Source organism: Paenibacillus sp. FSL M7-1414 (genome assembly GCF_038003195.1).
Classification (GTDB): domain Bacteria; phylum Bacillota; class Bacilli; order Paenibacillales; family Paenibacillaceae; genus Paenibacillus; species Paenibacillus amylolyticus.
The window spans coordinates 4872835-4896899 of the sequence record NZ_JBBOOS010000001.1; the positions used below are offsets into that span (position 1 = coordinate 4872835).

Sequence of the window (24065 nt, forward strand, 5' to 3'; positions counted from 1 at the left end):
TCCGATAGATTCGGACCTTCTTCTCAGCAGTTTTAAGTTTTAATGTGTATAAGCGGCTACGTTATCCGGATTCACTGCATCATGGAGTGCGGCGTTAAGTCCTGTAGCGATAACATTGGCAATTCCCTCAATAAACTCATCGATTTCCTTTGGGGTAACAATGAGGTCATGACCTAGTGGCTCCAGTACCTCTTTCACCAAACTCAAACGATCTTGCTCACCAATGTCGTCCAGCATACCCATGATCTGTTTGGTCTGATCCGTTTCCTGGCGAAAGTGTGAGCGCATCATCTCAATCACATTATTCACGATGGTGGACGCATAACATACGGTTGGTACTCCGATGGCGATGCAAGGCACACCTAATATCTCACGGGTCAGACCACGCCGTTTGTTTCCAATACCGGAACCAGGATGAATACCAATGTCGGCTACCTGAATGGTTGTATTGACACGTTCCAAGGAACGGGAGGCCAGCGCATCAATCGCAATAATGGCATCCGGCTTGGTACGGTCTACAATCCCCTGTACGATGTCACTGGATTCAATGCCCGTTGTACCGAGCACGCCGGGAGCAATCGCGCTGACTTCCCGATACCCTGGCGCAACCTGATCTGGCACCAATTCGAAATACTGACGCGTTACCATCAGATTTTCCACAACAAGTGGACCGAGTGAATCCGGGGTGACATTTAAGTTGCCCAAGCCAACAATCAAGACCTTGGAGGTTTTGTTAATTCCGGCCTTAACCATAAAATCTTCCATTTCACGGGTGAACTCGGCGGCAACTCGCTCCTGTAACTCGGTATCACCATTCCGTAGTGAAGGTACTTCCAAGGTGACATAGTGACCTTTCACCCGACCAATAGCCGTGGCTGCTTCTTCAGTCAGGACATCAATACGTGTAATCGTAATACCCTCTTTTTTCTCCACATCTTCCCGCAGTCCGGGAATCGTCTGTTTCTGTCCACCTTGCGCCATTTCCTTGGAGTCGATCGCCAAATCGGTACGAACTGTATAGTTTTGCAAATCCAGTGTCATTCTGTCCTTGCCTCCCTTACCGCATTTGAGCATATTGTGTGGGAAAAAGGGTTTCTTTATACAGCATGTCGAACATCGTAGGAATATCTGTTGCATTTTACATGCTAGCGTGATAGAATATTTTAAGTTGTGAAACGTTTGTATTCATGCAAATGCCTTACAGGAGGTGAATGTAATGCCAAACATCAAATCCGCTGTTAAACGCGTAAAAACGAGCGACAAGCGCCGCGCACTCAACGCTTCTCAGAAGTCTGCACTCCGTACAGCTGTTAAAGCTGCTGATGCTGCTCTGGTAAGTAACGAAGTTGATACTGCAAAAGCTGCGATTCAAGCTGCTTCCAAAAAGCTGGACAAGGCTGTAACTAAAGGTCTGGTTCATAAAAATGCTGCAGCACGCAAAAAGTCTCGCTTGGCGAAAAAACTGAACGCTCTTTCCGCACAAGCGTAAGAAGCGTTACTTATACGATCCAATGGAAAAATCCTGAACAGCATAGGCTTTCAGGATTTTTTAGTATCTGATTCGATAAGTATAAGACAAACATAAAGCGACCTTTATTCCGATGATTAACTATCATGGAGCAAAGGTCGCTTTGTTTGTTATTCACACTAGTAATCTATTACGTTTACTTGTCCATTCATGCACCAAGTCTCAATAAGAACAGCTCCAGACCAAGTACTTTATCCACCGCTCCTGTTTTCATCTGGTAATCCAGTTCGCTGAGGTGACTCAAAATCATTCTCAGACGTTCCGGCTGAAATTTACGGGCTTGCTCACCTGCAATCTTAACAGCATACGGATGCAGACCAAGCTGACTGGCAATCTGCTGCTGGGAGTAACTTTGTTGCCCCAACTCTTTCACCTGGATCATGATCCGAAACTGGCGTGCGATTAGAGCCGCAATTTTAATCGGTTCTTCCCGCTGCTTCAGCAACTCATAGAAAAGAGCCAACGCTTTCTCCAGTCGCAAATTAGCGAGTTCCTCCACTAGTGAAAATACATTCTGCTCTGTACTACGGGCAACCAGTGACTCGATATCAGCACGTTTGATTGTCCCCCCATTACCCGCAAACAAACATAACTTATCTACTTCAGCAGACAGGGTCTGAAGACCTGTTCCTGCATAGCTGATCAACGTTTCCGCCGCTCCCGTCTCCAAGGAAACATCCCGCTGCTTCGCAAGTTTCACTATCCAATTCAATAACTCTTCTCCACTGAGTGGAGCAAAAGCAAGAACTACTGCCTGTTTCTTGACAGCTTTCACCAGTTTCTTACGCTCATCCAGCTTATCCCCTTGGGCCAGGAAAACAATCGTACTGTAATCTGCCGGATTTTCCATATATGTAAGCAGACGATCAACCTGATGTTCAATCTTGGATTCTTTACCTGCGGTGAACAGGCTCGCATCCCTTACGATAATTAATTTGCGTGGAACCAGAAAAGGTACAGTCTCTGCTTCTTCAATAACAACCTCCACAGCCGTTTCAGACAAATCATATGGAATAATCGCAAAATCACGATGTTCTTCTTCAATAACCTGTTCTTTTAACATATCCGTAAATTGCTGTATCTGGTACTTCTCCGTTCCGTACAGCACATAGATCGGTGCCGTTTCTCCATTACGTATTGCCTTTGTTGCACTTTTTACATCCATTCACGGCGCCTCCTTATCCCTCTTATCCTACCAGAAAAAGCGCAAGACAACAAAGGGACCTTACATCCAGTTATGGATGAAGGTCCCCTGTCCTACATCTATATAAACGCTGACACCAGCAGTTCTAGAAAAAGCCGGTGAGCGGTCATACGACGTCAGTTGCTTGAACTGAGATAGGACGTTTTGTTACTTCCACTATATGCTTGTCATACTGAAAATGTTCTTTCGTTTTAGAGGAGCGCACTCCCCATTTTTAATTATTTCGCAGGAGCTCCACCTGAAACAGCAGGTACATTAAACGAGTTCTTCGCCGTTGTTCCGTCCTTGTCCGTTTCGTAATTAAAAAGGGTACCATCCTTTGACCAACTCGCTGACTTCAGTGTCCCCTCTATACTGCGTTGTTCAACCAAATTTAGAACATCCGGTTCGCTCACAGGTTTGGAGTATATGCTGATTTGATCACCAATAAGCATAACTACATAGGAGCCGTCAGGTGACTTCCATTCTTTTGGTGCTGCTGTTGTAGCCATTCCCTGATCCGGTCCTGCTGCGAATCCTTTGTTTCCTCCAGAAGCGTCTGCACCTGCACTGGAATCAGGTACAGTGTTACCTTCAACCGGAGCATCTTCAGTCATATTAGGTCTTGTATCCTGAGAAGTGAAGGATTGCGCATCTCCATTTTCTGTTTCTGTTACTCCATTCTCTTCCCCATCTGCAGAAGATTTAGGAGAATCTCCTGATCCCTGAATTCTCTGCTCAGAATCTTGGTTCTGAGCCGGATTCTTCTGATTATCGGTCGGAGGAGTTTTAGATGAATTATCCTGAGTTCCTTTATTCGGAGCAGGCGTTGATTCGGTAGCCGGTTGTTGAGGTGTAGGATCTGACTGAACTTCAGGCTCCTGTAACTCATCTCCACCGTTCTCTTCAGGCATTGTTTCTACGTCTTGGTTATCTGGTTTAGTTGGTGAATCATTCGATTGACCCACAAACACATCGTTGCTGCTTGGTTGGGACGAAGTGGCAGGATCATAATTTTCAATATTCTTGCTTAATGGATTCTCGTCCACATTGCCGCTCTCTTGAGAAGCTCCAGAGCTCATCAGCATGGAATCGGCATTCTCAATCTGTTCAGGCGGATTTCCCCAGATGGCAAATCCCAATATAACTGCCGCAGCCGCTGCACCCATGGACATACGTCCTGCCATCGAGTTAAGCCATTTTTGCTTCGTTTTCCGCTCACTTGAACGTTGTAAATTTTCAAATGTAGCGGGGACAGGATTCATTTCCTGTATGGTGCTACTTTGTTCCTTCCGCGCTTCGTCAATGGCATCAAGCTGTGGCATAATCGCATCAACCAGACTAAATTTCGGGCTTACTTGCGGTAATTCTTCCAGTTCTCTGGAAAGAGCTCTGAGTAAACTAAAATTCTCGGCGCACTCCGGACACTTCGCCACATGCTGTAGCATCTGCGCGGTTTCCGCCTCGCCCAGATCATGATCCAGATAGCGGTGCATCCATTCCACCACCTCTTCGCATTTCATCCTGTCACACCACCTTTCTGATATTCCTGTAGTAGATTCTGTAACTGCTGTCTGGCTCTAAATAAATAAGATTTCACCGTATTTAACGGAAGATCGAGACAATCCGCAATTTCATTGTAGGATAAGTCCTGCAAATATCTTAGAACAATAACGGTACGATGATGCTCGGGAAGCTTGTTGATCGCATCCTGAATGTCCTGGGCCACATATGTAGACATGACCTCGTACTCCACATCCTGATTATCCTGAAAAACCATGTCATGTTCGTCAATGGAGACAGACGGCTTGGTTCTTCTGAATTTATCAATACAGATATTCGTGACGATGCGTTGTACCCATGTTTTGAATTGGGCCTTTTCTTCGTATGAATTGATTTTGGTGTAAATTCGGATCAACGCTTCCTGAGCAGCATCCAAAGCGTCCTGTTCATTATTTAGAATGTAATATGCGGTCCGATAGACATGTTGTTCAATCTCCCGCAATAGGGTAATTAGAGCGTCGCGATCGCCCGATTGAGCGGCTCTGATGAGTTCCGGCTCTACCACAAAGGATCCCCCTCTCCCTGCAACCTTACAGACGTGATCATCAATAAAATTGTTGCAAAGTTAAGTATTTTTTTAATTTGCCATAACAAAATAACGGCGTATGTATTAGGGCCGCTGAAATCTTCTCTTAGAATAACAGAAATTGCATAACGAGTCACCAAACGTATCCAAAAGGGATTCCATTACTTACACGACTCAATTCAAATGCAATGGCATACATTATAGATAAGCACTTTTTTGGTTCCTAAAATAAAAAAAGTCGAAATTTGTCCAAATTTAAGCTGATTTTAATGCAATTTTCATGAAAATAGTGTATTGTAAATTTACATTCATAAACACGAGGTGATGAGCATGCCAGCTCTTGCGAAAATTCAAGCTTTAAAAGAACAAATGCCCAAAGAATACCAAAGTATTTCCCACTTTGTGGAACATGCATTGGACTCCATTGATACTCTGGTCGAGGAACATCGGAAGTACGTAGCTGCACAGGCACTATACGGCGATAAAATCGTTGGATCGGAAGAACGCTTGTACAGAGAAACCGTACTTGATGTCAGAGCACAACTATTGATGACTCTTGAGAAAACGGTAGAAGATCTGTTGCACAAGGGCGACAAACACTGGAACAAACACTTTAAGGATGGCGTAGAGTAGTTCTTATATTTCTTCTACAATTTGAAAAAATGGCCCGTTTTCCGATATTCTCCCTCGTGGAGTGTAACGGAAAGCGGGCTTTTTTTGTTCTGTGCTGTAACTTGCAATCAATTGAAGTGATTAATTGGTATATTTATCAGTAAATCGCCATCAGTTTGCCATTGAGAAACCCTAAAGCTCTTATGCCTGCGGAGCTGGCATACACCCAAACCTCGATTTTGCCTTTTGAACTCGTTTCATACGTAATGCTCGATGGATCTCCCCAAGCAAGGCGCACCTGAGTTATGTTCATTCCTAAAGCTACTTCTCCAGCAATGATTTTATTCCAAGTGGACTTGGACCAATTGTATTTCTTATACGGATCAGAAGAGAAGAATTGGTTGGAATCGGCAAGCATCTCCGTCACACTGGAAGGTGCACCTCCTGCGTAGGCAGAAACGGTTTTTCCTTTTGCATTACGGAAGATAATAGAGTAACTTCGATCACCGTATTTAATCTTTTCAATTTTGATATCTGATATGGTCACTTTACTGAAACGTTGCCCTAAACTCGTATCACTGTTGATCCAGTAGGACTTGCCAATGAAGCGAGCAAGATTCCCCAACTCTTTTTTCTTGATCAGTGCAAGTGTATCCTTCGATTCCACCAGAATAGAAGAATTTCCAACCAGCACCTTGGCCTGCTTTAGCTCAGCATCCCATCGAACCTGAATACCCGCAGCCTGTCTTAACAAGTCCGCAGGAAATACAGTTTGCCCTCCAATGGTTTGTACTTTCCCTTTCAACTTCAGCTCTTTGTTGTTTAATCGCGCAACAGCACTCCCTTTTTGCAAAACAATACTGTCATCTCCAAATTGAATTTCAAAAGATGAACCCTTCACATCAATTTTGGCTCCCAAAGTTTTGAACAACGACTGTACTGGCAAGTATACATTTCCATCCAACAATGTGGCACCTGTTAACTTTTGCTGTGAATCAACGTTCAGTTGAAGACTTGAGGCCAAATCACCTATCTTCAAAGTCACTTTGGTTGTTCCCATGCCCGTAACCTTCAGTTTGCCTCCTGCCTGAATCTGTGCAACTTGGGGCTGCTCCACTATAATTTCTTCAGGCAATGGCGCACGCTTGTTTTTGAAACCATTACTATAATTCTCCTGAACAGCAAGCGTGATCGTATCCCCAATATTAGCTTCCTTGGAAGATGCCGTAAGTGTCACTTGATTTAACGCGGGAGCTGATAGAGGAGTTAACTTTCCATTATCATATGTAACCCATGATCCATCCTGTAATTGTGCATATAGCTCATCCAGATTAGGCGCATACACCATCCGCGATACGTTACTTAAACCAGGCAGTTGCTCGCCCCTATATTTGGCAGTTCGATCGTAGCTCCAGACGCTTCCATCCTGTTTCACCGTGAGCAGCTTATGCGTACTCCCCCACCAAATCAAAGATTGCACATTATTCGCAACCGTGATGTAGTCATCCTCATACAGCATACTTACGATCACTACCGAGCCATCATTTTTCAGCACTGCTGCGTAAACACCATTCGTTGCAATTGCTTTACCATCAGGTACATTTCCAGCTTTACGTATTTTGTTGTATTTGTCATAATATATATCTCCTGATGAAGATAATGCGCTATAAGAAGAATCGCTTCCAAAACTATAAGAATCCGCATCGATAATCGATTCCAAAATCTTAGCCTGATCATCAAAATTATAAAGATTCCCATCCTGAAGCTGAACCCATCCATGGCCATAAACTTTCACAACGCCATTGAATTGTTTCGTTACTGGTTTATGCGCATTGTCCTTATTCCACCGAATCACTTGGCCATCGGCAGTCCACCCATAGATGGAATGGTCTTCTGATTTTGAAATACCAATCAGCTTCCGATTTTGTGTCCATACTCCACTTGTGATCCCTTTAGACCAAAGTGTACCATCGTCCAGCAAATAATCATTTCGGTCAAGAACTGAAGTGATGGAGTTTCCCGATCCAGATGATGCAAAAGCGGAGGACTGTCCTACGATCAAACCGATAACTAAAAGTCCAATGCATAGGGCTATCGCTTTTCTAATCCATTTTACTCTAAACTTCTGAGTTGCATTTCTGTTCTTTTTACTTTGCGACATTTCTACAAGTTCCATTTTCTTGATCCCCTCATTATTATGTATAGTGCTACGATCCCTAAGTATCTCTATCCCTCCTCTAAGGTGGGCCTAACTATTATTCGGTAAAAACAACCATAATCCTGCAACAAAAATCACCTAACAATAATAAAACCATATTTTTACATAACTTCAACAAAACAAATACAAATGATTGCATTTAATAATCTAAAATAGAAAACATATTACAAACTAAATAGAGCGTGCAACCGTAACAAAACTATAAATGGATATGCGGGAGATTAAATGAATCTAATAATATTTTTCAAATACTTCCTGGGATTTTTTCTACTCAGTAGTGTGTTATTCATTGCATTTAATATGATAATAGGGCATAAAAGTTGGGATCAAATTGATCACATACTCAACTTGTTCAGCGCAACTATAATTAGCTTGATAGTTGGCATATCAAAGGCAAGAGAGTAACTGATTTTTAGTCAACTATCCTAAGTGATAGTCTAGATGTCCTTACACTTCATGAAGTATTACTTACTTCTAGTACGAAAAGTTGAAAAAAAGATGACTGCATAACTAAAATATTATAACGCTGGAACCATCTGTCGCTAGCGAGTGAAGCAGCTTATGGACAAAATGTTCGTTAGAAAAACTCTTACATCCGTATCTGAATATAAGAAACTATGGAGAAATCGGAACAGCAAGGAATTATTTCAAATCCAAATAAAGCTCGGTTTATATAGGATAGTGCAAATCCATTCTTATAGAGAAGGTACAAACCTTAGAAAAACGAAGGTTTGTACCTCTTTTGTGTGATGAACTTATTGATTATAATAAGGGCCATTTCCTGTGGATTTATTCAAGGACAACAACTGAGACACCGTTACGAATTGGTAGCCTTGCTTTTTTAGTGATTTAAGCATGTGGGGCAGCGCATCAGCTGTAGAAGCGTGAATATCATGCATAAGTACAATCGAACCTGATCTGATGTTTTTAGCAACCTCTTTATTTACAGCTTGAGCGTTCCGGCTTTTCCAATCCAGCGAATCCACAGACCATAAAATAATGGGTGTTTTCTGTTCTTTGGTGACTTTTTTGACTGATTCATTCATAGCACCATAAGGCGGACGGAATAGGGTTGGTTTTTCCCCAGTCGCATCCTCGATTCGGTCCGATGATTCTAAGATTTGTTTGCGCACCTCACTCAGGCTCATATTCGCAAGATTTGGATGACTCTTGGAGTGATTGCCGATCTCGTGGCCGGCCTTAGCAACCTTTTTAGCCATATCAGGATAATACTCTACTTGTACGCCCAGCATGAAGAAAGTAGCTTTCGCGTTGTACTCCTTCAAAGTCTTTAGAACTCTAGGTGTCACCTTTGGGTGAGGCCCATCATCAAAGGTAAGAGCAACATATTTCCCTTTAGGATCAAGCGGAGGCTGAGTTGGCCTCTTCCCTTTTGGTTCATCGTTATTTTCATAATTAATATTCCATTTTTTAGTAAGGTCCTTCTTCAAGTAGGAATGCAAGGATTTCAGTGGAATGTTCACTTGGACCGTTCCGGCTGCACCAGCAGCGATCTCGTATTTATTAAAGTATAAAGTAAAGACTCCGTTACCTATGGACCATTTCCATCCAGATGGATTTTTTATAGATTTTTGAAGTTCTGCTTCGAATACATAAGAGTGAACGTTTTTCTGTTTCTTCAATTCTTCCTTCACGATGGACATAATATGGTTAACAGCTGCTTTGTCATAAGTCATGATATCAGATAAATTCAATATTTTATTTTCAGCTGTGTCGATATTAAAAGATTTTATTATCGATTGTCCATTAGCACCACCTGTGGTGATTTGATAGGAAGTGAACACTAAACTATATAAATGGTCATTAATTTTATTCGTATCTACTGTAATATTCAATTCAGCACGATGATCGCCTTGAAGCGTTTTTGCACCGGTTTTAACCTGGGTTAAGAATTTCTTTTCCTGATCATTGACCCACGTCTGAATAGGAGTATTAATCTCCTTGCTGTTTGTGAGAACGTTGCTAATCGACAGTATATAATGCTTCGTATTCTTCGTCCTTGTTTCGATATTTAAGCCTGGGTATGCACTGGGCGACACTTCAACGTTCTCTGTAACGCTGTGGTTTCCAGCTAGAACATTTTGCACCATTAGATTGATTCCTAGAATCCCGCCAGCTAATACAATAAATCCAACCAACCAAACGGGCCACCGTGTTTTCTTCCTTTTGTTCATTTCAAATCATCCTTATCTTTATTCTAGTCATAAAACTGCAAGTCATTGTCTATCATTTCTTCCGGCGATGGTAGGCCATGACAGCCATGACGGATAATACCCTTAAGCCATCAAGACCTGGCATATAACGATTACCGTCGCCTCGTACCGGTGCAAAGTTCCGGATTAGACTTCCGAAATGATTTGTGTTGTCATGCATTTTTCTTTCGTCCCTATCCTTTTTGATTTGTCGCTCATAGGCAGGACGCCGAGGTTGTGAAAAAAGTTTTCTCCAATTAATGTAATCAATGAAGAGAACAAAACAATTTTATGGAATTTCTACCTTTAGAACTAAAAAAAGCATCCCGTAAGAAGAGAGTCTTCGGGATGCCACATTCAGAATAATCGTCATGTTTCCAGCATAAGACTTGCATTAATGTTGTACTTGTACATTTAGAATGTCGGGCACAAATTGGATTGCACGTAAAACTGATTTTTATGAATTGCAGTGGCTGCGCCGAGCGCTTTGGGAGCCATTTTCGAGAAGAAGTAGGTATCCTCCTCGTAGGGCGCGCTTGTCCACTGTTCATTTTATGCACTTTTGCAGACTTTGCGGCTGAACCTCACTACACTTCATATAACGGAGATTCTGTGCAACGTCGAGCAAAACGATCGTCACGCCATGGGCTCCCTTAGTAAGCTGCCACCTTTTTCAGATCCAACTTTACTGCGACTTCTGGCTTCATATCATTTGGCTTTGCCTCAGAGGCTGGCATTCTTCAAATTGAAACGGAACTCCGGTGAACCCACATATCCCGGCGCGATACTGTATTTCGGGAAGACGATAACCAGTTCGCCTTTTTCAATATAAAACGACTGTTCCGTGAACGTCCCTTTGAATTCTTCCAGGAAGTATTGATCGGGATCCTTTCTCATTTGCGCAAGAATATCTGCATCAAGCTTTTCTTTATAGTTAGAACCGAGGAGATCCTCCAGTGTCACGCGCTGAGCCGCAGAGGCATTTTTCAAGTTGTAGGTATCGATCCGGGGCATGCTTGTTCCGCCCCTGTAACCTTCCGTGATTACTTCAAGCGAAACTACTCCTGCCGGGTTTCCAGTTCCGTCCGACTTTAGCTTATAGCTGACGTAAAATTCATAGGGGTGGAACTTCTGGTGATTTACTTTTGCCTTTTTGGCCGTTTTTGCGGCATCCTTCTCCCACTGAGCAAGATCCTTTTGCGCACGGGATAAAAGGATGCCATTCAGTTCATTCTGGTATCTGGTGTCCAGCATGCCGTCCAGCTGCGGTACCTTGATGTTCACAATAAGGTTCTTGCTTGTTGTGCTCAGTACCTTCTCCACGATTTTTACTCCTGTAGCCGAAGGGACGGTTGCTTGTACCTTAGAGCTGACAGTTACGTTCGCTGAAACAGGTGCCGAGGCCAGCGCATATGCAGATAAGCTCGCTGCGCCGACGCCGAGCATGGCTACACAGCCCATGGCCCCCATCTTCATGTATTTTATCGTTTTCTTTTTCATAGCTTTCATCCTCCATCTCTTTGTATGAGTGTCTAATCACGCACACTCATTGGCTAGACGCATGAGATGGTTCAGAAAGTTTTGGAAAATCAAAAACAGAACAATGTCTCTTCGACCAAAGTACTAACAAAAAAACCGGCGCGGGGTACCCCATCACCGGTCTCTTCCATTACTTAATGTATTTGTTATTAATCAGAACGTCTTTCAACACATCCGTGGGAATGACGAATTCCACAGAACCCATATAGCCTGGCGCAACGTCATATTCGTTGAAAGCAATCACCAGCTTGCCGTCGTTGTTGATATAGAAGCCTTGATCCTTCGCGATGCTCTGGAACTCACTGGTGATCGGCACGTCGGTAGCTCCCGGAGCCCAGTAAATCTTATTAGGGTCCGCTTTCATTTGCAGCTGCATCTGCTCTTTAACGTTGTCGCTGATGAGCCGTACATAACGATCGTCCTTGAACAGCATCGGCAGAGTTATGAGGATTTGGTTTTTCTTATCGATCGTATCAAACTGAAGCTCCTCCGAGGATGAAGCAGCGGTCTTGACCACGTATCTTTGTATAGATAAAATCTCGTCGTTGTCCGTCTTTACTTCATATCCGACATCAAGTCCCAGATGGCCTCCGCCTTGCTTCTTCAATTCGCTGATTTCCGCCTGGAACTTTTCGTAAAGCGCTTTGTTCTCCTTCATATATTTCTCGTTCAACCCGCTTTGCAACTGCTCATTCTCCATATCGGTAATGGAAGGCACTTTGATAATCGCATTGTAATTAGACTCGTCAACCACGTATTCCTTGAACGTGAGCACTTGGATAACCCGGTCCACACCCGGTATGGATGACAATGCTTTCGCTACAGGAGGGCTCACATTGATCGCAACAAGGAACATGACCGCAGCCGCACTGGAAACGGCTAACCATCTGTAATTTGAGCCGCGGCCCCTCCTTCCCTCCTTAGAGAATTTATGAATCGATTGGTTTACAATGCTATCCAATTCATCTGGAATGGGTATTTCTTGATATTCTTTTCGCAGCTGTTCCATGTTATTGTTCATCTTACTCGATCTCCTTTGGTTGTTTCATCATTCATTTTGATTCGCAATAGCTGATGCGCCTGATACAGCCTTGTTTTAATCGTATTCACATTCTCATCCAGCACAGCCGCAACTTCTTCGATCTTCATGTCTTCAAAATATCTCAGTATAATGACGCTCTTGTATTTATCCGGCAAGGATTCGAGCATTCGCTTCAAATCAATGTCCGTATACGTATCTTCTTCCCCGGGGCTGTAGGTTTCGATCATTTCATGATCCATCGCCTGAACCTTTTTGTTACTGCGCAGAAAATCCAGGGCGGTATTCACCACAATCCGGTAAAACCAGCTTTTGACCGCATCTGGGTTCTTCAAAAGTTCGAGATGCGTCATCGCTTTGTATATGGAGTCTTGTACGATATCCAGGGCATCATCCTTATTTTTGACATAGCTATACGCAAGTCGGTATACGTTCTCTTTATGCTCGGTAATACAGTGTGTCAGAATTTTTTCAGTTTTCCTATTGAACATGGCCGATTATTCCTTTTCTATATAAATCTTTTGTCGTAACAAGAAGTAAGACGTATACGGGTTCCCAAAAAGTTTTGGCATCCAAAATTTTTTTCACTTCTGCAAATCGTTCAAGGCCCTCACAAGCAGCTCAGCGTAAACCTCGGTGCCTCTATTAAATGCACCTCGTCCTTTTAAAAATAATCTTCCCATCCTTCACTTGCCGAATACCAGTCTACTACCGATGACCGAATTCATTTGAAACTTTCGAAGGTTTCTTTCCGAAAAAACAATGTATCACTCGGAACCGAAAGTTGTTTGGTAGTCTGTAGCGCTTTTGTCGTTGTAGGCTTTCTATAGTAACGATATTTCATATTTTTAATCCGTCTCCTTCTGATCTGTGCCGGTGGAACCACGCTCCCCTCCCTCATTTCCTACCCTGCCACTACCAAAAAATATGTCACCACCATGCAATTAAGAAAAAAGTCGTTTCGCAGCGAAACGACTTCTTTCTTTTATAGGTCAACTAAGTACTTTCTTTCTCTAATTCCCACTTTTCCTCAACCTCTGTATGTTAAAATATAGTAACGCCTTAGCCTATCTCTTATTGAATATAGTTATTTAGGGAGGTCAATTTTCGAATGACAAAAACCCATAGAATCAATAGGCCACGCGGAAAAATAGTTGCAGCTGTATTAACTGCAGTGTTCATTTCACTTGCAATGGGGATATATCACTATGTCCCTATAGATGAAAGATTAGAAAATACTTACTATTATTCATTCGGCTATAAATTTGCGGTTGGATTATTGATTAACCTCGCTATTTTACTTTTCTTAATTACGCCCCTTTCTATATTGGTGGATGGACTACTTTTATACAGAAAAAAAGATAATACATATATGAGATTGTTCGTTGCTATTGCAGCATATGGTCTATTAGGCTGCATAGGTGGTATCATCTACTCGATATTTACACTTAACTTCACTACTTTTTCCGCTCAGACTATCCACATTGTTGTATGTTCTCTTGTCTTTTTAACCTTCCAGTTGGTATTAAATCGGAGTTTTCATCACTCATCTTCACACCGATAAATAGATCGCGTGCCGTCACTCAATCCCAACCAACTTATAACGAACATCAATCTCCCCATCTTTGACCCTCATCTGTACCTCACCCATCTGATCTGTCCGATAAATATCTGACCCGGTAGCCTCCAGACGTTCCATCACTCCCGGATTGGGATGCCCATATGTATTGTTAACTCCTGCAGATATCACAGCGGTTTTGGCATTCCAGTATTGGAGCCAGGCTTCAGTGGACGACGTTTTACTACCATGATGAGCGACCTTTAGAACATCAATGGAGACAGATGCTGCTGAAGCATCTTTTGAATCAACCTGCAACGGTCGTGTAAGTACCCTTTGTACAAAGCCCTCTGTAACTCCAATATCTGCACCTTTCTGTTCAAACTGGGCAGCCAATGAGCCATCCTGAATCATATAGAGCAGGTCCTGCTCGGCCGCAGCATCCATATCTCCGGTGAACAACATGGAAGCCCCCGCCATTTCCAGCAAAAAGACAACGGAATCGTGATTCTGGTGTTCAGACACTGGTAAATTGCCTGATGCATTTACATCCATATGTGCCAGATCCGGAGCTATAAAATGTAAACTTGTCTCTTTATCAGCCTTATAGGACATGCCCTGCTGAATGGCGTACAGAGGAATTTTACGTTCCACGGCTGTGTCCAGTAATTTATCAAAGTTTTCTTTACCACTGGTTGTGCCATTAAATATGAAACGTTTAACCGGAATCTGTTCCAGCACAGCCTGCAGTCCTCCAAAATGATCCTGGTCAGCATGTGTTACAATTACGGCGTCCAGTTGATGGATGCCTCTCTTTTTCAATAGAGGAACAACCACCTTGGCTCCCACCTCATACGGATCACGCCTTGTTTTCCACGATTGTTCGTTGTTCCCAAAACTAACTGTTCCCCCGCCATCCACCAGAATGTGTTTGCCTTCCGGGGTTGTAATCAATGTACTGTCTCCCTGACCAATATCCAAAAACTGCACGATGCCGGTTCCAGCAGGCTTGGGAGTCTGATATGCCCACCATAATCCAGCAATAAAGCTGATTGCGAGCAACCCGCACAACCATTGCTGAGCTTTACTCATTCGTTCATTTGAATAATAACCTGCGCCTCGTATAGTAAATGCACTTGTATACTCCGGCCAGGCAATACTGGCTCCTAATGTCGTTAATGAAGATTCTTTTCCATCTACGCGGTTCTTACCTTGATCCTGTAACACGGTAGACATCGAAGAGCGAATGCCCATATTCGCCATTGAAACTGAAGGTTGTCGCCTCACAAGAGGAGCCGTCTCTTCCTCAACAAATGCTGTTTCTTGCTGCTCACCATTGCCACGATGCAACAGGTAGAGTAAGGCATACAACACAGCATAATAGGCAGCAATCCATAACAAGGGCGGTGTTGCCCAGATCAACACAAAACCTGGCAGGCTGTTCATCCACTCCACGCTTACAAATGTCAGTTGATTCAGTTGCATCGCAATCCATGCGAGAGGTTTCGCCAAGGGAACCCATATGAATGACAATAACATGGCGACCGTCCCCAGAGGTAATACAATGGCACTAATCAAAGAAACCAGCAGAAAGTTAGCTACAAATGAGAGTAGTGAGAACTGATTGAAATACAGAATGGTTACTGGGAACGAAATCAGCTGAGCGGTCACGGTAACGGATGACGTTGCAGCCAGAGATTTCGGCCAACTGCTGAACAGCCGGTTAATCAATGGCATGTAGATCATCAAACCTGCGGTCACGAGAAAGGATAACTGGAAGCTCACGCTTAGCAAAAAGTACGGGTCCCACCACATCATCAGCAACGCTGCTGCACTGATCATCTGAAGACCGTCTCTGGCGAGACCACGACGTGCCATATACAACCCAATCATGGACATCATTCCTGCCCGAATCACTGAAGGTGAACCTCCGGATAACAGTACATAAGCTGGCACCAGGATCAGAACAATCGTGAGTGCCGTCTCTCTTGTAAGCCTTAGCCAAGATAGAATGAGAAGCAACGACGCAACATACACAGCAACATGGGTTCCAGAGATAGCCAGGATATGCGTTAGACCCAGTTGTGAAAACTGACCATAGGTACCCGGATCGATATCAGTAGCCATCCCGATAATAAGACCCTTCATATAACCTGCATGAGGCTCTGGAAATAACTGCTCAACCGCCGAGCCCAACTTATGCCTAGTCCAATCCGTCCACCTTAGTATGTTATATTGTCCAAGTCCCTCAGGAGCAACTGCTGTGACCGAACTGGCTCCCTTCACTTTGAACAACCAGTGGATATGCAGGGTGCGCAAGTAACTGCGATAATCAAACCCGCCAAAGTTCCTGGCTTCACCAGGAAGGACAAAAGAACCATTAAGCGTAATCAAATCGCCCCTCTTCCAGCCCGCTGCTACCTGTTGTTCTTCTTCCTCCAACAGTCTGACTTGTACCATCAATTGTTCATCTATTTTGAATGCAGATGATGCTACAAGATCTGTATCTGCTAACGAATCCAATGTTGGCAATATTGAAGACATCTGAATCTTAAAGTCAGCCCGATCTCCATCAATACGTACATCTGACACCAGCTCACCCTGAATTTCAGCTGACCATCCGTCCAACTCGTGAGTAGCGATATGCATGGTCTCCGGCAGACTGCTATGATTGCTTACGTCATTCCACTCCCAATGTGCAGCACCTCCAATAAAGGCAGCGAGTAAAAATAAAACAGACAATCCACGCACATCCATAAAACGAAGCAAAAGTGGCAGACATGCCAGAGCTCCAATTAACCCCCAGATTAACGTCCAGCCTGTTAACGCGCATGCTATCCCGCTCCCGCACAACCAACAAATCGTAAAACTTAATAATGGTCTGCCTTTCATTTCTACCCCTCCTTCATTTCACCCGTTGAACGCAGAAAAACCCCCGGAAAGCCCATTCAGGCTTGCCGGAGGTTCTCCCTCACGTATTCGATCATATTTACATTAATTGCTCACGGTCATCATCGTTTCCCGCGGGGGCTGGTAATTCTCCAGCCTGCGGAACGTTATGCCCTTCTGTTCCATCATATTGGTAACCTTGCCGGTATCTTTAGGATAAGAACGATGAAACACGATTTCTGTAATCCCGCTATTCGCCAGCATATTGGCACATGTCCAGCACGGTTCGTCGGTCACATACACGGACGAGCCTTCGCGGTCGATTCGATCTGTGAATAAAAGCAAATTTTGCTCCGCATGAATTGTGCGAATGCATCTTTGCTTTTTCACCATTTCTTCTTGCCCATCGGTCACGACCAACTCATACTCTTCCGATATCATGCAACCTGCTTCAGAACAATCCGGGACGCCGGTGGGTGCACCATTATAGGCTGTTCCCAGCAGTTTCTTTCCCTGAACAAGAACGGCGCCCACATGACGACGCGAACAGCGGGAACGGGTGGAAACCATATACGCGATGTCCATAAAATACGTATCCCAGTCCTTGCGTACCTCTGTACTCATGCTGCTTTCCTCCCGCTTAATACAATTTATATTTTAATTTTACCGGATCTGCACATACGGCGCCATCTTCTCCAGCATCTTCATCCCGATTCCTTTGACCTTTGTCAGATCACTGACTTTCGCAAAAGGACCATGTGCATTCCGATAGTCCACAATAGCTTGAGCCTTCTTCTCCCCAATTCCGGGAAGCTCGATAAGCTTGGAGACAGGAGCGGTATTCACATCAATCTTGCCATTGTCGCCAGATTCCTCACGAACTACAGGTGGATTATCATTCGTCTGACTTGTAGTTTGAACAACTGAATCACCTTCAACCCCAACGCTCGCAAGCTCTTTAGACTCATCTGCCTTTACATCATTTCCAGTCTGCAGCCCACTTGCCTCGGTTCCCGAAGAAGATGCTCCTGTATTGCCCTGAACCGAAGTAGCCGACTGTACAGCAGGGAGTTCCTGCTCTATCGTCGGCTTCTCGGTGCCGAGCTGCAAGGGTTCCCAGCCACTAGGTGGTTGTTCACTTTTGCCCGACCATAATATAAGTATACTTCCAACCACCGCAGCAGCAATGGTCATCCCTTTGTTCCATCTCATTCTTCCACACCTCTCCCTGAATTCAAAATCATTCATTTCGAACACGGGCGGTGCTTCCGAACCGTTGAACTTTCCTGATGAAACAAGTTGTGCATTTTTCATGTCATGTGAAACAGGTCCTCACGCATAGAATAGAGGGAATGAACTGCGCCAGTACCGTAAAGCATGAAAGGAGGCCTCAAACAATGAAGGTTGGATTTATCGGAACCGGCAGCATGGGCAGCCTGCTAATCTATGCCCTGATCCAATCGGGTGCTCTTGAGCCCCGGCAGATCGCGGCCAGCAATCGAACCCCGTCCAAAGTACGTCAGTTATCCCTCCGTTACCCCGGTCTGCATGAATCCCAGAGCAATCGGGAAACGGTGATCCGAAGCAACATCATCTTCCTGTGCGTGAAGCCGCTTGAATTCAAACATGTTATTGACGACATACTGCCTGTCGTGAATCCCAATCATATAATTGTCTCGATCACCAGTCCCGTGCAGCTGCGACATCTGGAATCTTCACTTCCTTGCAAAGTCTCCAAGGTAATTCCCAGCGTCACACACCAAGTTGGCAGTGGAGCATCCCTCTGCATACATGGCGAACGAATGACCAGTGAAGACCGCGCTGTGTTGGAAAGTCTGCTCAGTCATATAGGCAGGCCGTACCAAGTGGATGAAGCCTGTACACGAATCACATCCGACTTCTCCAGCTGCGGACCTGCATTCATATCGTTCTTTTTGGAACAGTGGATCGAAAGTGCAGTGAAGCTGACAGGCATCAAAAGGGCAGATGCCTGCGCTCTAGCTGGCGAAATGCTCCTGGGAACAGGCAAGCTGCTCACCGAAGGAGGATACACCCCGCAAGAGCTTCAGGCTCGTGTCGCTGTACCTGGCGGTATTACCGCTCAGGCACTCGCACTGCTGAAGGTTAGTCTTGACGGTGTTTTCGACAACCTGATCCACACGACACATGACAAATATGATGAAGATTTGTTAAAGCTGGATGAACTATTCCGAGCCGGTGAGATTAACCGGCAACAATATTAACGAGTTTGCCTGGAACGGCAATGACCTTACGAATGGTCTTGCCTTCCAGCACCTGCTTAACAGGTGCCAGCTCCATCGTAAAGTCCTGCATACCCTGTGCATCCAGATCCTTCGCGATTGTAGCACGAGTTACAATTTTACCATTTACCTGAACAACGATTTCTACTTCCGCATCCACTGTCATGGACTCATCATATTCAGGCCAAGCCACGTAAGAGATTCCACCTTCATGACCCAAACGGCTCCACAGTTCCTCTGCCATATGTGGTGCCAGTGGTGACAACAGCTGCACAAATTTCTCCATCGCTTCACGAGGCAGTGTGTCCGCTTTGTATGCATCGTTGATGAAAATCATCAGCTGGCTGATGGATGTGTTGAAGCGCAGATGTTCCAGATCTTCCGTAACTTTTTGGATCGTTTTGTGAGCAGTCCGTTTGAACTCATCCGTTCCACCGTCCACCGTAATCTTGTCATTGATGGCTCCTGTGTCTTCGTTAATGAAGAGACGCCATACACGTGACAGGAAGCGGTGCATGCCTTCAACCCCGTTTGCATTCCACGGTTTTGTCGCTTCCAATGGTCCCATGAACATCTCGTACAGACGCAATGTATCTGCACCGAATTCATTCACGATTTCATCCGGGTTAATGACATTACCACGAGATTTACTCATTTTCTCATTATTGGTACCCAGGATCATACCTTGGTTGACCAGTTTGTGGAAAGGCTCTTTGGTCTCCACAACACCCAGATCATACAGCACTTTGTGCCAGAAACGAGCGTACAGCAAGTGAAGTACGGCGTGCTCTGCTCCGCCAATGTACAGATCAACTGGCAGCCACTGCTGCTGTTTCTCCTTGGAGATCAGTTCCTTGTCATTGCGCGGATCGATAAAGCGCAGGTAATACCAGCAGCTACCCGCCCATTGTGGCATGGTATTGGTCTCGCGACGTGCCTTCATTCCCGTTTCCGGATCTACCGTATTCACCCACTCCGTAACATTCGCCAGTGGTGATTCTCCTGTACCCGAAGGTTTGATCTGGTCGATATCAGGCAGCAGCAGTGGAAGTTGATCCTCAGGTACTGTCTTCATCGTTCCGTCTTCCAGATGCAGAATCGGGATTGGCTCACCCCAGTAACGCTGACGGCTGAACAGCCAATCGCGCAGACGATAGGTCACTTTCCCTTGTCCTTTACCGTTCTCTTCCAACCAAGCAATCATCTTGGCAACCGCTTCTTCATTATTCAGTCCGTTCAAGAAATCGGAATTCACATGTGCGCCATCACCCGAATATGCCTCTTGTGTAACGTCTCCACCTTGAATAACCTCGATGATATCCAGACCGAACTGCTTCGCAAATTCCCAGTCACGCGCATCATGACCCGGAACTGCCATAACCGCACCTGTGCCGTAACCTGCAAGAACGTAATCAGCAATCCAGATCGGCAGTTTTGCACCATTAACAGGGTTGATTGCATAAGCGCCAGTGAATACACCTGTTTTGTCTTTGGCCAAATCTGTACGTTCCAGATCACTCTTACGAGAAGCCTGCTCCTGATAAGCCTGAATCGCTTCACGTTGGTCATCGGTTGTAATTGCTTCTACCAATTCATGTTCTGGAGCAAGTACTGCAAAGCTCGCACCGAACAATGTGTCCGCACGGGTAGTGAACACCTTGATAACTTCCTCGCGACCCTCAATGGCAAATACAACTTCCGCACCTGTTGATTTACCGATCCAGTTGCGCTGCATATCCTTGATGCTTTCAGACCAATCCAGCTCTTCCAGGTCTTCCAACAGACGCTCTGCATACTCGGTAATTCTCAGAACCCATTGACGCATCGGTTTGCGTACAACCGGATGTCCACCACGTTCACTCTTGCCATCAATAACCTCTTCATTAGCAAGTACCGTTCCAAGGGCTTCACACCAGTTAACTGCAACTTCATCCACATAAGCCAAGCCTTTATTGTACAGCTGAATAAAGATCCATTGTGTCCATTTATAGTATTCAGGGTCCGTTGTGCTGATCTCACGATCCCAGTCATAGGAGAAACCAAGCGATTTGATCTGGCGACGGAAATTGTCAATATTACGGAATGTAATATCTCGTGGATGTTCACCTGTATCCAGTGCATGCTGCTCAGCAGGCAGACCGAAAGCATCCCAACCCATTGGGTGCAATACGTTGTAACCGCGCATACGTTTGTAACGGGAAACGATATCCGTTGCCGTATATCCTTCCGGGTGACCTACGTGCAGACCTGAACCGGATGGATAAGGGAACATATCCAGTGCATAAAATTTCGGTTTAGCAGGGTCCTCACCCGTTTTAAACGTTTTATTTGCATCCCAATATTGCTGCCAACTTTTTTCCATGACTTGTGGCTGATAGCCGTGTTTCGGCTGGTTATTCTCACTCATCTATTGTTCCTCCTTCAGGTTATTCACTTTAGCTTTAATTGCAACAAAAAAACCTCAGCATCCCGTAGCGTTTGCAGCGCTAGGGACGAGAGGTTGAATTCCCGTGGTACCACCCTAGTTAGTGGACGAACGTGCTTCGTCATCCACTCCCTTTGGACCTGTAACGGCGGTTAACCGATGCGGATTTCCATTCCTGAACCCAAGCTTTATACAAGCAGGTTAAACAGAATGGTGTAATCACCGCATTTCTCCAAGGCGAGTTCGCAAATCACTGTCAACCGGCTTGCACCAACCGCCGGCTCTCTGTTATGTACAGGAATTACTACTGATCCTTATCATCGAAATATGTATACAATATCGGGACCATTATATAAAAAAGCAAGCCCAAAGTCAATATTACACGTTATAATGACCCTTTTAAGTCACACGGTTCGTACCGTTCAATAATACTCGTTGCTGTTCAGGATAACCGAAAACGCTCAATGCCTTCCTCCAGATTATGAATGGTCCAATTCACATGTTCCTGATTATCATATTGACGATAAGCGCACTCAATGCGCAGCACCAGATCAAAGTACAAGTCATAGAGACTTCTTCTTTTCAGCTCACTTTCAGTCGTAATCTCATGCCCATACCCTTTCACAAAACCGGGTGTATAGTTAAAATGACTGAAATAATGCTCCATCAGAGGATCTGCCCACAGTGAACGTTCAAAATCAATAATCGCTGTGATACGACCTTTGTCTACTAGAACATTGCCATCCCACAGATCCCAACTCACAAGAACAGGTTCTTTTACATCGTCCAGCACATCCGATTTCTCTTCAATCAAGCGTCTCAATTCAGGATAATCGATTGAAAATTTAATTCCGGCTTCTTCCCCGTCGGTAAGAATATCATCCATCAGATTCATAAATGCTTCTTTCCATGTGGAATATTGCTGTTTTTGCTCCGAGAAATATCCAAACTTCTCGCCTTTGATTTCATTAATTCGACGATTGTACCGACCGAGCTGGTGTTCAATGGCCTCCTGCTCTTCCGCAGAATATTGATCCTTGACCTGATTATAGGGTGTTCCAGACATGTACTCCATGATAAAATAACGCGCTGAAGCCATAGTTAACGAATCATCATAAGCCAGCACTTGGGGTACGGGAACATCCTGTAGCTCCGTGATGAGGCGTAGTGCCTCAACCTCAGCAATCATGAGATCCTGCTCACAGCGCATCAGATTTGTCGAAGCCGACGGTGCAATTTTGAGTACCACTCGCTGTGCGTCACTCAGTGTAATGAGATATGCATGATTGGCCCAGCCATCCACCATTTCCTTGTAGTCCTGTATACTTGCAGAGAAATGCTGCTCTATTATGGCATTCAACTGTTCTGACGAAAGTCTTGTTTTATATGTACTTTCCATTTCTACACCTCACATTGACAATTGATTTATCTTCTCAGAAAACGCTTTCTATCCGACTATTATCGCCTTCTTTACTTTAACTGGCAATACTTTTTGTCACGTCGTTATGTCTTTTCTTGCATTCCTTTACCCTATTTAAGACTATTGCTATTCATTCTCCATAAAAAATCAAACAAAAAACTGCCCTTATGCACCATAAGGACAGTTCTCATTATTCGCTCTTACTTCACAGCCACGTAGAACAAGCGCTGTGCACTGTCTCCGGCCTCTTTCCATTCAAAATCCGCATATACCTTCACGTCTTTAAAACCTGCCTTGGATAACTCCAGCTTCATCCAGTCCGGATTATATGCACGCTGGACATGAACTTCTTCAAACCGCTGATACATATCCTTATTACCATCATCCACACGCGAAAAAATACTGAGATGATGTTCAATCTCACAGCGATCCTGGTCCAGATCACAAGTCCAAATATAAGATACGGAGCGCTCATCCAGTACAAAAGGCTGCTCCTCATCATAACGAATAAGGGTATTGGGATGATGCACATCAAACAGGAACGTTCCACCAGGCTTCAGCATTTCGTATGTCCGCTGGAAAGTACGAACGACATCTTCTTGTTCAAGCAAATAATTAACACAATCACAGAAAGATATCACCGAATCCACAGGTTCCGGAACTCGCCATTCCCGCATATCCTGCTGCACCCAACGGACACTGCCCTCGCGATACAAGCGATGACCCTGAGGCGTAGCCTCCATCTTGCTGCGCGCAACCGACAGCATATCTGATGAGAGGTCAATGCCTGTAACTTCGAAACCGGAGTTCACGAGCGGGATCGTAATGGAGCCCGTTCCACAGCCAAGTTCAGCGACACTTTTGGGCATTCCATGCTTTTCCCATGCTGTTCTTGCAAACCTTATCCAGTCCGGATAAGGCATATCTTCCATTAATTCATCATACACATAGGCAAATTTCCGGTAAGACATGTCAGGCACCGCACTTTCAATTTCATTTTCCAATCCTGTTAACAAAAGAAAAGACAGGGGCATCCGGTGTTTACCCAGCCTATCCCTGCCTTATCCGAGTTCCATATTACAACTATTTAA

Annotated in this window: 20 protein-coding genes and 1 other annotated feature; of the genes, 4 read left to right on the forward strand and 16 right to left on the reverse strand. The window is 44.5% G+C overall.

What is annotated here, in order from left to right:
• Positions 1 to 39: 39 nt before the first annotated feature.
• Positions 40 to 1041 (reverse strand): GPR endopeptidase, encoded by a 1002-nt coding sequence (gene gpr / locus MHH92_RS21225; protein ID WP_091013937.1) that lies wholly within the window; start codon positions 1039 to 1041, stop codon positions 40 to 42.
• A gap of 175 nt (positions 1042 to 1216) precedes the next feature.
• On the opposite strand from gpr, the gene rpsT reads away from it, so the two are divergent.
• On the forward strand, positions 1217 to 1489 hold the full coding sequence (rpsT, locus tag MHH92_RS21230; RefSeq protein WP_024628504.1) for a 30S ribosomal protein S20: 273 nt from the start codon (positions 1217 to 1219) through the stop codon (positions 1487 to 1489).
• A 187-nt stretch (positions 1490 to 1676) separates the two neighbouring features.
• Here rpsT and holA read toward each other — a convergent pair whose 3' ends face one another.
• The 3 genes from holA to MHH92_RS21245 all read right to left on the reverse strand — a co-directional run bounded on the left by holA (position 1677) and on the right by MHH92_RS21245 (position 4779).
• Positions 1677 to 2693 (reverse strand): DNA polymerase III subunit delta, encoded by a 1017-nt coding sequence (holA, locus tag MHH92_RS21235; protein WP_036668560.1) that lies wholly within the window; start codon positions 2691 to 2693, stop codon positions 1677 to 1679.
• A gap of 257 nt (positions 2694 to 2950) precedes the next feature.
• A complete protein-coding gene (locus MHH92_RS21240) occupies positions 2951 to 4234 on the reverse strand; it encodes an anti-sigma factor family protein (RefSeq protein ID WP_340906111.1) in 1284 nt (427 codons plus the stop codon).
• Positions 4231 to 4779, reverse strand: coding sequence for an RNA polymerase sigma factor (locus MHH92_RS21245; RefSeq protein ID WP_017687205.1), 549 nt, complete (start codon positions 4777 to 4779; stop codon positions 4231 to 4233). The genes MHH92_RS21240 and MHH92_RS21245 overlap by 4 nt, the downstream gene beginning before the upstream one ends.
• Before the next feature lie 351 nt (positions 4780 to 5130).
• Here MHH92_RS21245 and MHH92_RS21250 point away from each other — a divergent pair, with 351 nt between their 5' ends.
• Entirely contained in the window at positions 5131 to 5433 is a 303-nt protein-coding gene (locus tag MHH92_RS21250; RefSeq protein WP_076211684.1) for a hypothetical protein, read from the forward strand.
• A gap of 136 nt (positions 5434 to 5569) precedes the next feature.
• Here the strand turns inward: MHH92_RS21250 and MHH92_RS21255 are convergent, their stop codons facing one another.
• From MHH92_RS21255 to MHH92_RS21280, 6 genes are all read right to left on the reverse strand, one after another.
• A complete protein-coding gene (locus MHH92_RS21255) occupies positions 5570 to 7588 on the reverse strand; it encodes a copper amine oxidase N-terminal domain-containing protein (protein WP_340906112.1) in 2019 nt (672 codons plus the stop codon).
• Positions 7589 to 8385: 797 nt separating this feature from the next.
• Complete coding sequence (locus MHH92_RS21260) at positions 8386 to 9825, reverse strand: polysaccharide deacetylase family protein (protein WP_340906113.1); 1440 nt, start codon at positions 9823 to 9825, stop codon at positions 8386 to 8388.
• A 52-nt stretch (positions 9826 to 9877) separates the two neighbouring features.
• Complete coding sequence (locus MHH92_RS21265; RefSeq protein WP_340906114.1) at positions 9878 to 10024, reverse strand: hypothetical protein; 147 nt, start codon at positions 10022 to 10024, stop codon at positions 9878 to 9880.
• 542 nt (positions 10025 to 10566) lie between these two features.
• Positions 10567 to 11343: a DUF3298 and DUF4163 domain-containing protein gene (locus tag MHH92_RS21270; protein ID WP_051447377.1), complete on the reverse strand. Its 777-nt coding sequence runs from the start codon at positions 11341 to 11343 to the stop codon at positions 10567 to 10569.
• A 169-nt stretch (positions 11344 to 11512) separates the two neighbouring features.
• On the reverse strand, positions 11513 to 12403 hold the full coding sequence (locus tag MHH92_RS21275; RefSeq protein ID WP_340906115.1) for a DUF3298 and DUF4163 domain-containing protein: 891 nt from the start codon (positions 12401 to 12403) through the stop codon (positions 11513 to 11515).
• Positions 12400 to 12912, reverse strand: coding sequence for an RNA polymerase sigma factor (locus tag MHH92_RS21280; RefSeq protein ID WP_036615117.1), 513 nt, complete (start codon positions 12910 to 12912; stop codon positions 12400 to 12402). Before MHH92_RS21280 ends, MHH92_RS21275 begins: the two co-directional genes overlap by 4 nt.
• A 620-nt stretch (positions 12913 to 13532) precedes the next feature.
• On the opposite strand from MHH92_RS21280, the gene MHH92_RS21285 reads away from it, so the two are divergent.
• Entirely contained in the window at positions 13533 to 13985 is a 453-nt protein-coding gene (locus tag MHH92_RS21285) for a hypothetical protein (protein WP_340906116.1), read from the forward strand.
• 15 nt (positions 13986 to 14000) lie between these two features.
• Here the strand turns inward: MHH92_RS21285 and MHH92_RS21290 are convergent, their stop codons facing one another.
• The 3 genes from MHH92_RS21290 to MHH92_RS21300 form a co-directional block, all read right to left on the reverse strand.
• Positions 14001 to 16871 carry a ComEC/Rec2 family competence protein gene (locus MHH92_RS21290; protein ID WP_340906118.1) on the reverse strand — a complete coding sequence of 957 codons (2871 nt, stop codon included), beginning with the start codon at positions 16869 to 16871 and terminating at the stop codon, positions 14001 to 14003.
• A 102-nt stretch (positions 16872 to 16973) separates the two neighbouring features.
• Positions 16974 to 17492, reverse strand: coding sequence for a deoxycytidylate deaminase (locus MHH92_RS21295; protein ID WP_017687196.1), 519 nt, complete (start codon positions 17490 to 17492; stop codon positions 16974 to 16976).
• A 39-nt stretch (positions 17493 to 17531) separates the two neighbouring features.
• On the reverse strand, positions 17532 to 18080 hold the full coding sequence (locus MHH92_RS21300; RefSeq protein WP_340906119.1) for a ComEA family DNA-binding protein: 549 nt from the start codon (positions 18078 to 18080) through the stop codon (positions 17532 to 17534).
• A 185-nt stretch (positions 18081 to 18265) separates the two neighbouring features.
• On the opposite strand from MHH92_RS21300, the gene comER reads away from it, so the two are divergent.
• A complete protein-coding gene (comER, locus tag MHH92_RS21305; protein WP_036668550.1) occupies positions 18266 to 19111 on the forward strand; it encodes a late competence protein ComER in 846 nt (281 codons plus the stop codon).
• Here the strand turns inward: comER and leuS are convergent.
• The 3 genes from leuS to MHH92_RS21320 form a co-directional block, all read right to left on the reverse strand.
• Positions 19092 to 21536: a leucine--tRNA ligase gene (leuS, locus tag MHH92_RS21310; protein ID WP_340906121.1), complete on the reverse strand. Its 2445-nt coding sequence runs from the start codon at positions 21534 to 21536 to the stop codon at positions 19092 to 19094. The genes comER and leuS overlap by 20 nt on opposite strands.
• 78 nt (positions 21537 to 21614) lie before the next feature.
• Positions 21615 to 21884, reverse strand: a binding site (T-box leader).
• Between the two features lie 112 nt (positions 21885 to 21996).
• Complete coding sequence (locus tag MHH92_RS21315) at positions 21997 to 22953, reverse strand: phosphotransferase family protein (protein WP_340906122.1); 957 nt, start codon at positions 22951 to 22953, stop codon at positions 21997 to 21999.
• A 221-nt stretch (positions 22954 to 23174) separates the two neighbouring features.
• A complete protein-coding gene (locus MHH92_RS21320; protein ID WP_076328124.1) occupies positions 23175 to 23945 on the reverse strand; it encodes a class I SAM-dependent DNA methyltransferase in 771 nt (256 codons plus the stop codon).
• Positions 23946 to 24065 lie beyond the last annotated feature (120 nt).

Excerpts from the sequence above, each read along its gene's own strand:
- gpr (WP_091013937.1), bottom strand. The coding sequence starts at position 1,041 with ATGACACTGGATTTGCAAAACTATACAGTTCGTACCGATTTGGCGATC.
- rpsT (WP_024628504.1), top strand. The coding sequence starts at position 1,217 with ATGCCAAACATCAAATCCGCTGTTAAACGCGTAAAAACGAGCGACAAG.
- holA (WP_036668560.1), bottom strand. The coding sequence starts at position 2,693 with ATGGATGTAAAAAGTGCAACAAAGGCAATACGTAATGGAGAAACGGCA.
- MHH92_RS21240 (WP_340906111.1), bottom strand. The coding sequence starts at position 4,234 with ATGAAATGCGAAGAGGTGGTGGAATGGATGCACCGCTATCTGGATCAT.
- MHH92_RS21250 (WP_076211684.1), top strand. The coding sequence starts at position 5,131 with ATGCCAGCTCTTGCGAAAATTCAAGCTTTAAAAGAACAAATGCCCAAA.
- MHH92_RS21255 (WP_340906112.1), bottom strand. The coding sequence starts at position 7,588 with ATGGAACTTGTAGAAATGTCGCAAAGTAAAAAGAACAGAAATGCAACT.
- MHH92_RS21260 (WP_340906113.1), bottom strand. The coding sequence starts at position 9,825 with ATGAACAAAAGGAAGAAAACACGGTGGCCCGTTTGGTTGGTTGGATTT.
- MHH92_RS21265 (WP_340906114.1), bottom strand. The coding sequence starts at position 10,024 with ATGCATGACAACACAAATCATTTCGGAAGTCTAATCCGGAACTTTGCA.
- MHH92_RS21270 (WP_051447377.1), bottom strand. The coding sequence starts at position 11,343 with ATGAAAAAGAAAACGATAAAATACATGAAGATGGGGGCCATGGGCTGT.
- MHH92_RS21275 (WP_340906115.1), bottom strand. The coding sequence starts at position 12,403 with ATGAACAATAACATGGAACAGCTGCGAAAAGAATATCAAGAAATACCC.
- MHH92_RS21280 (WP_036615117.1), bottom strand. The coding sequence starts at position 12,912 with ATGTTCAATAGGAAAACTGAAAAAATTCTGACACACTGTATTACCGAG.
- MHH92_RS21285 (WP_340906116.1), top strand. The coding sequence starts at position 13,533 with ATGACAAAAACCCATAGAATCAATAGGCCACGCGGAAAAATAGTTGCA.
- MHH92_RS21290 (WP_340906118.1), bottom strand. The coding sequence starts at position 16,871 with ATGAAAGGCAGACCATTATTAAGTTTTACGATTTGTTGGTTGTGCGGG.
- MHH92_RS21295 (WP_017687196.1), bottom strand. The coding sequence starts at position 17,492 with ATGAGTACAGAGGTACGCAAGGACTGGGATACGTATTTTATGGACATC.
- MHH92_RS21300 (WP_340906119.1), bottom strand. The coding sequence starts at position 18,080 with ATGAGATGGAACAAAGGGATGACCATTGCTGCTGCGGTGGTTGGAAGT.
- comER (WP_036668550.1), top strand. The coding sequence starts at position 18,266 with ATGAAGGTTGGATTTATCGGAACCGGCAGCATGGGCAGCCTGCTAATC.
- leuS (WP_340906121.1), bottom strand. The coding sequence starts at position 21,536 with ATGAGTGAGAATAACCAGCCGAAACACGGCTATCAGCCACAAGTCATG.
- MHH92_RS21315 (WP_340906122.1), bottom strand. The coding sequence starts at position 22,953 with ATGGAAAGTACATATAAAACAAGACTTTCGTCAGAACAGTTGAATGCC.
- MHH92_RS21320 (WP_076328124.1), bottom strand. The coding sequence starts at position 23,945 with ATGTCTTACCGGAAATTTGCCTATGTGTATGATGAATTAATGGAAGAT.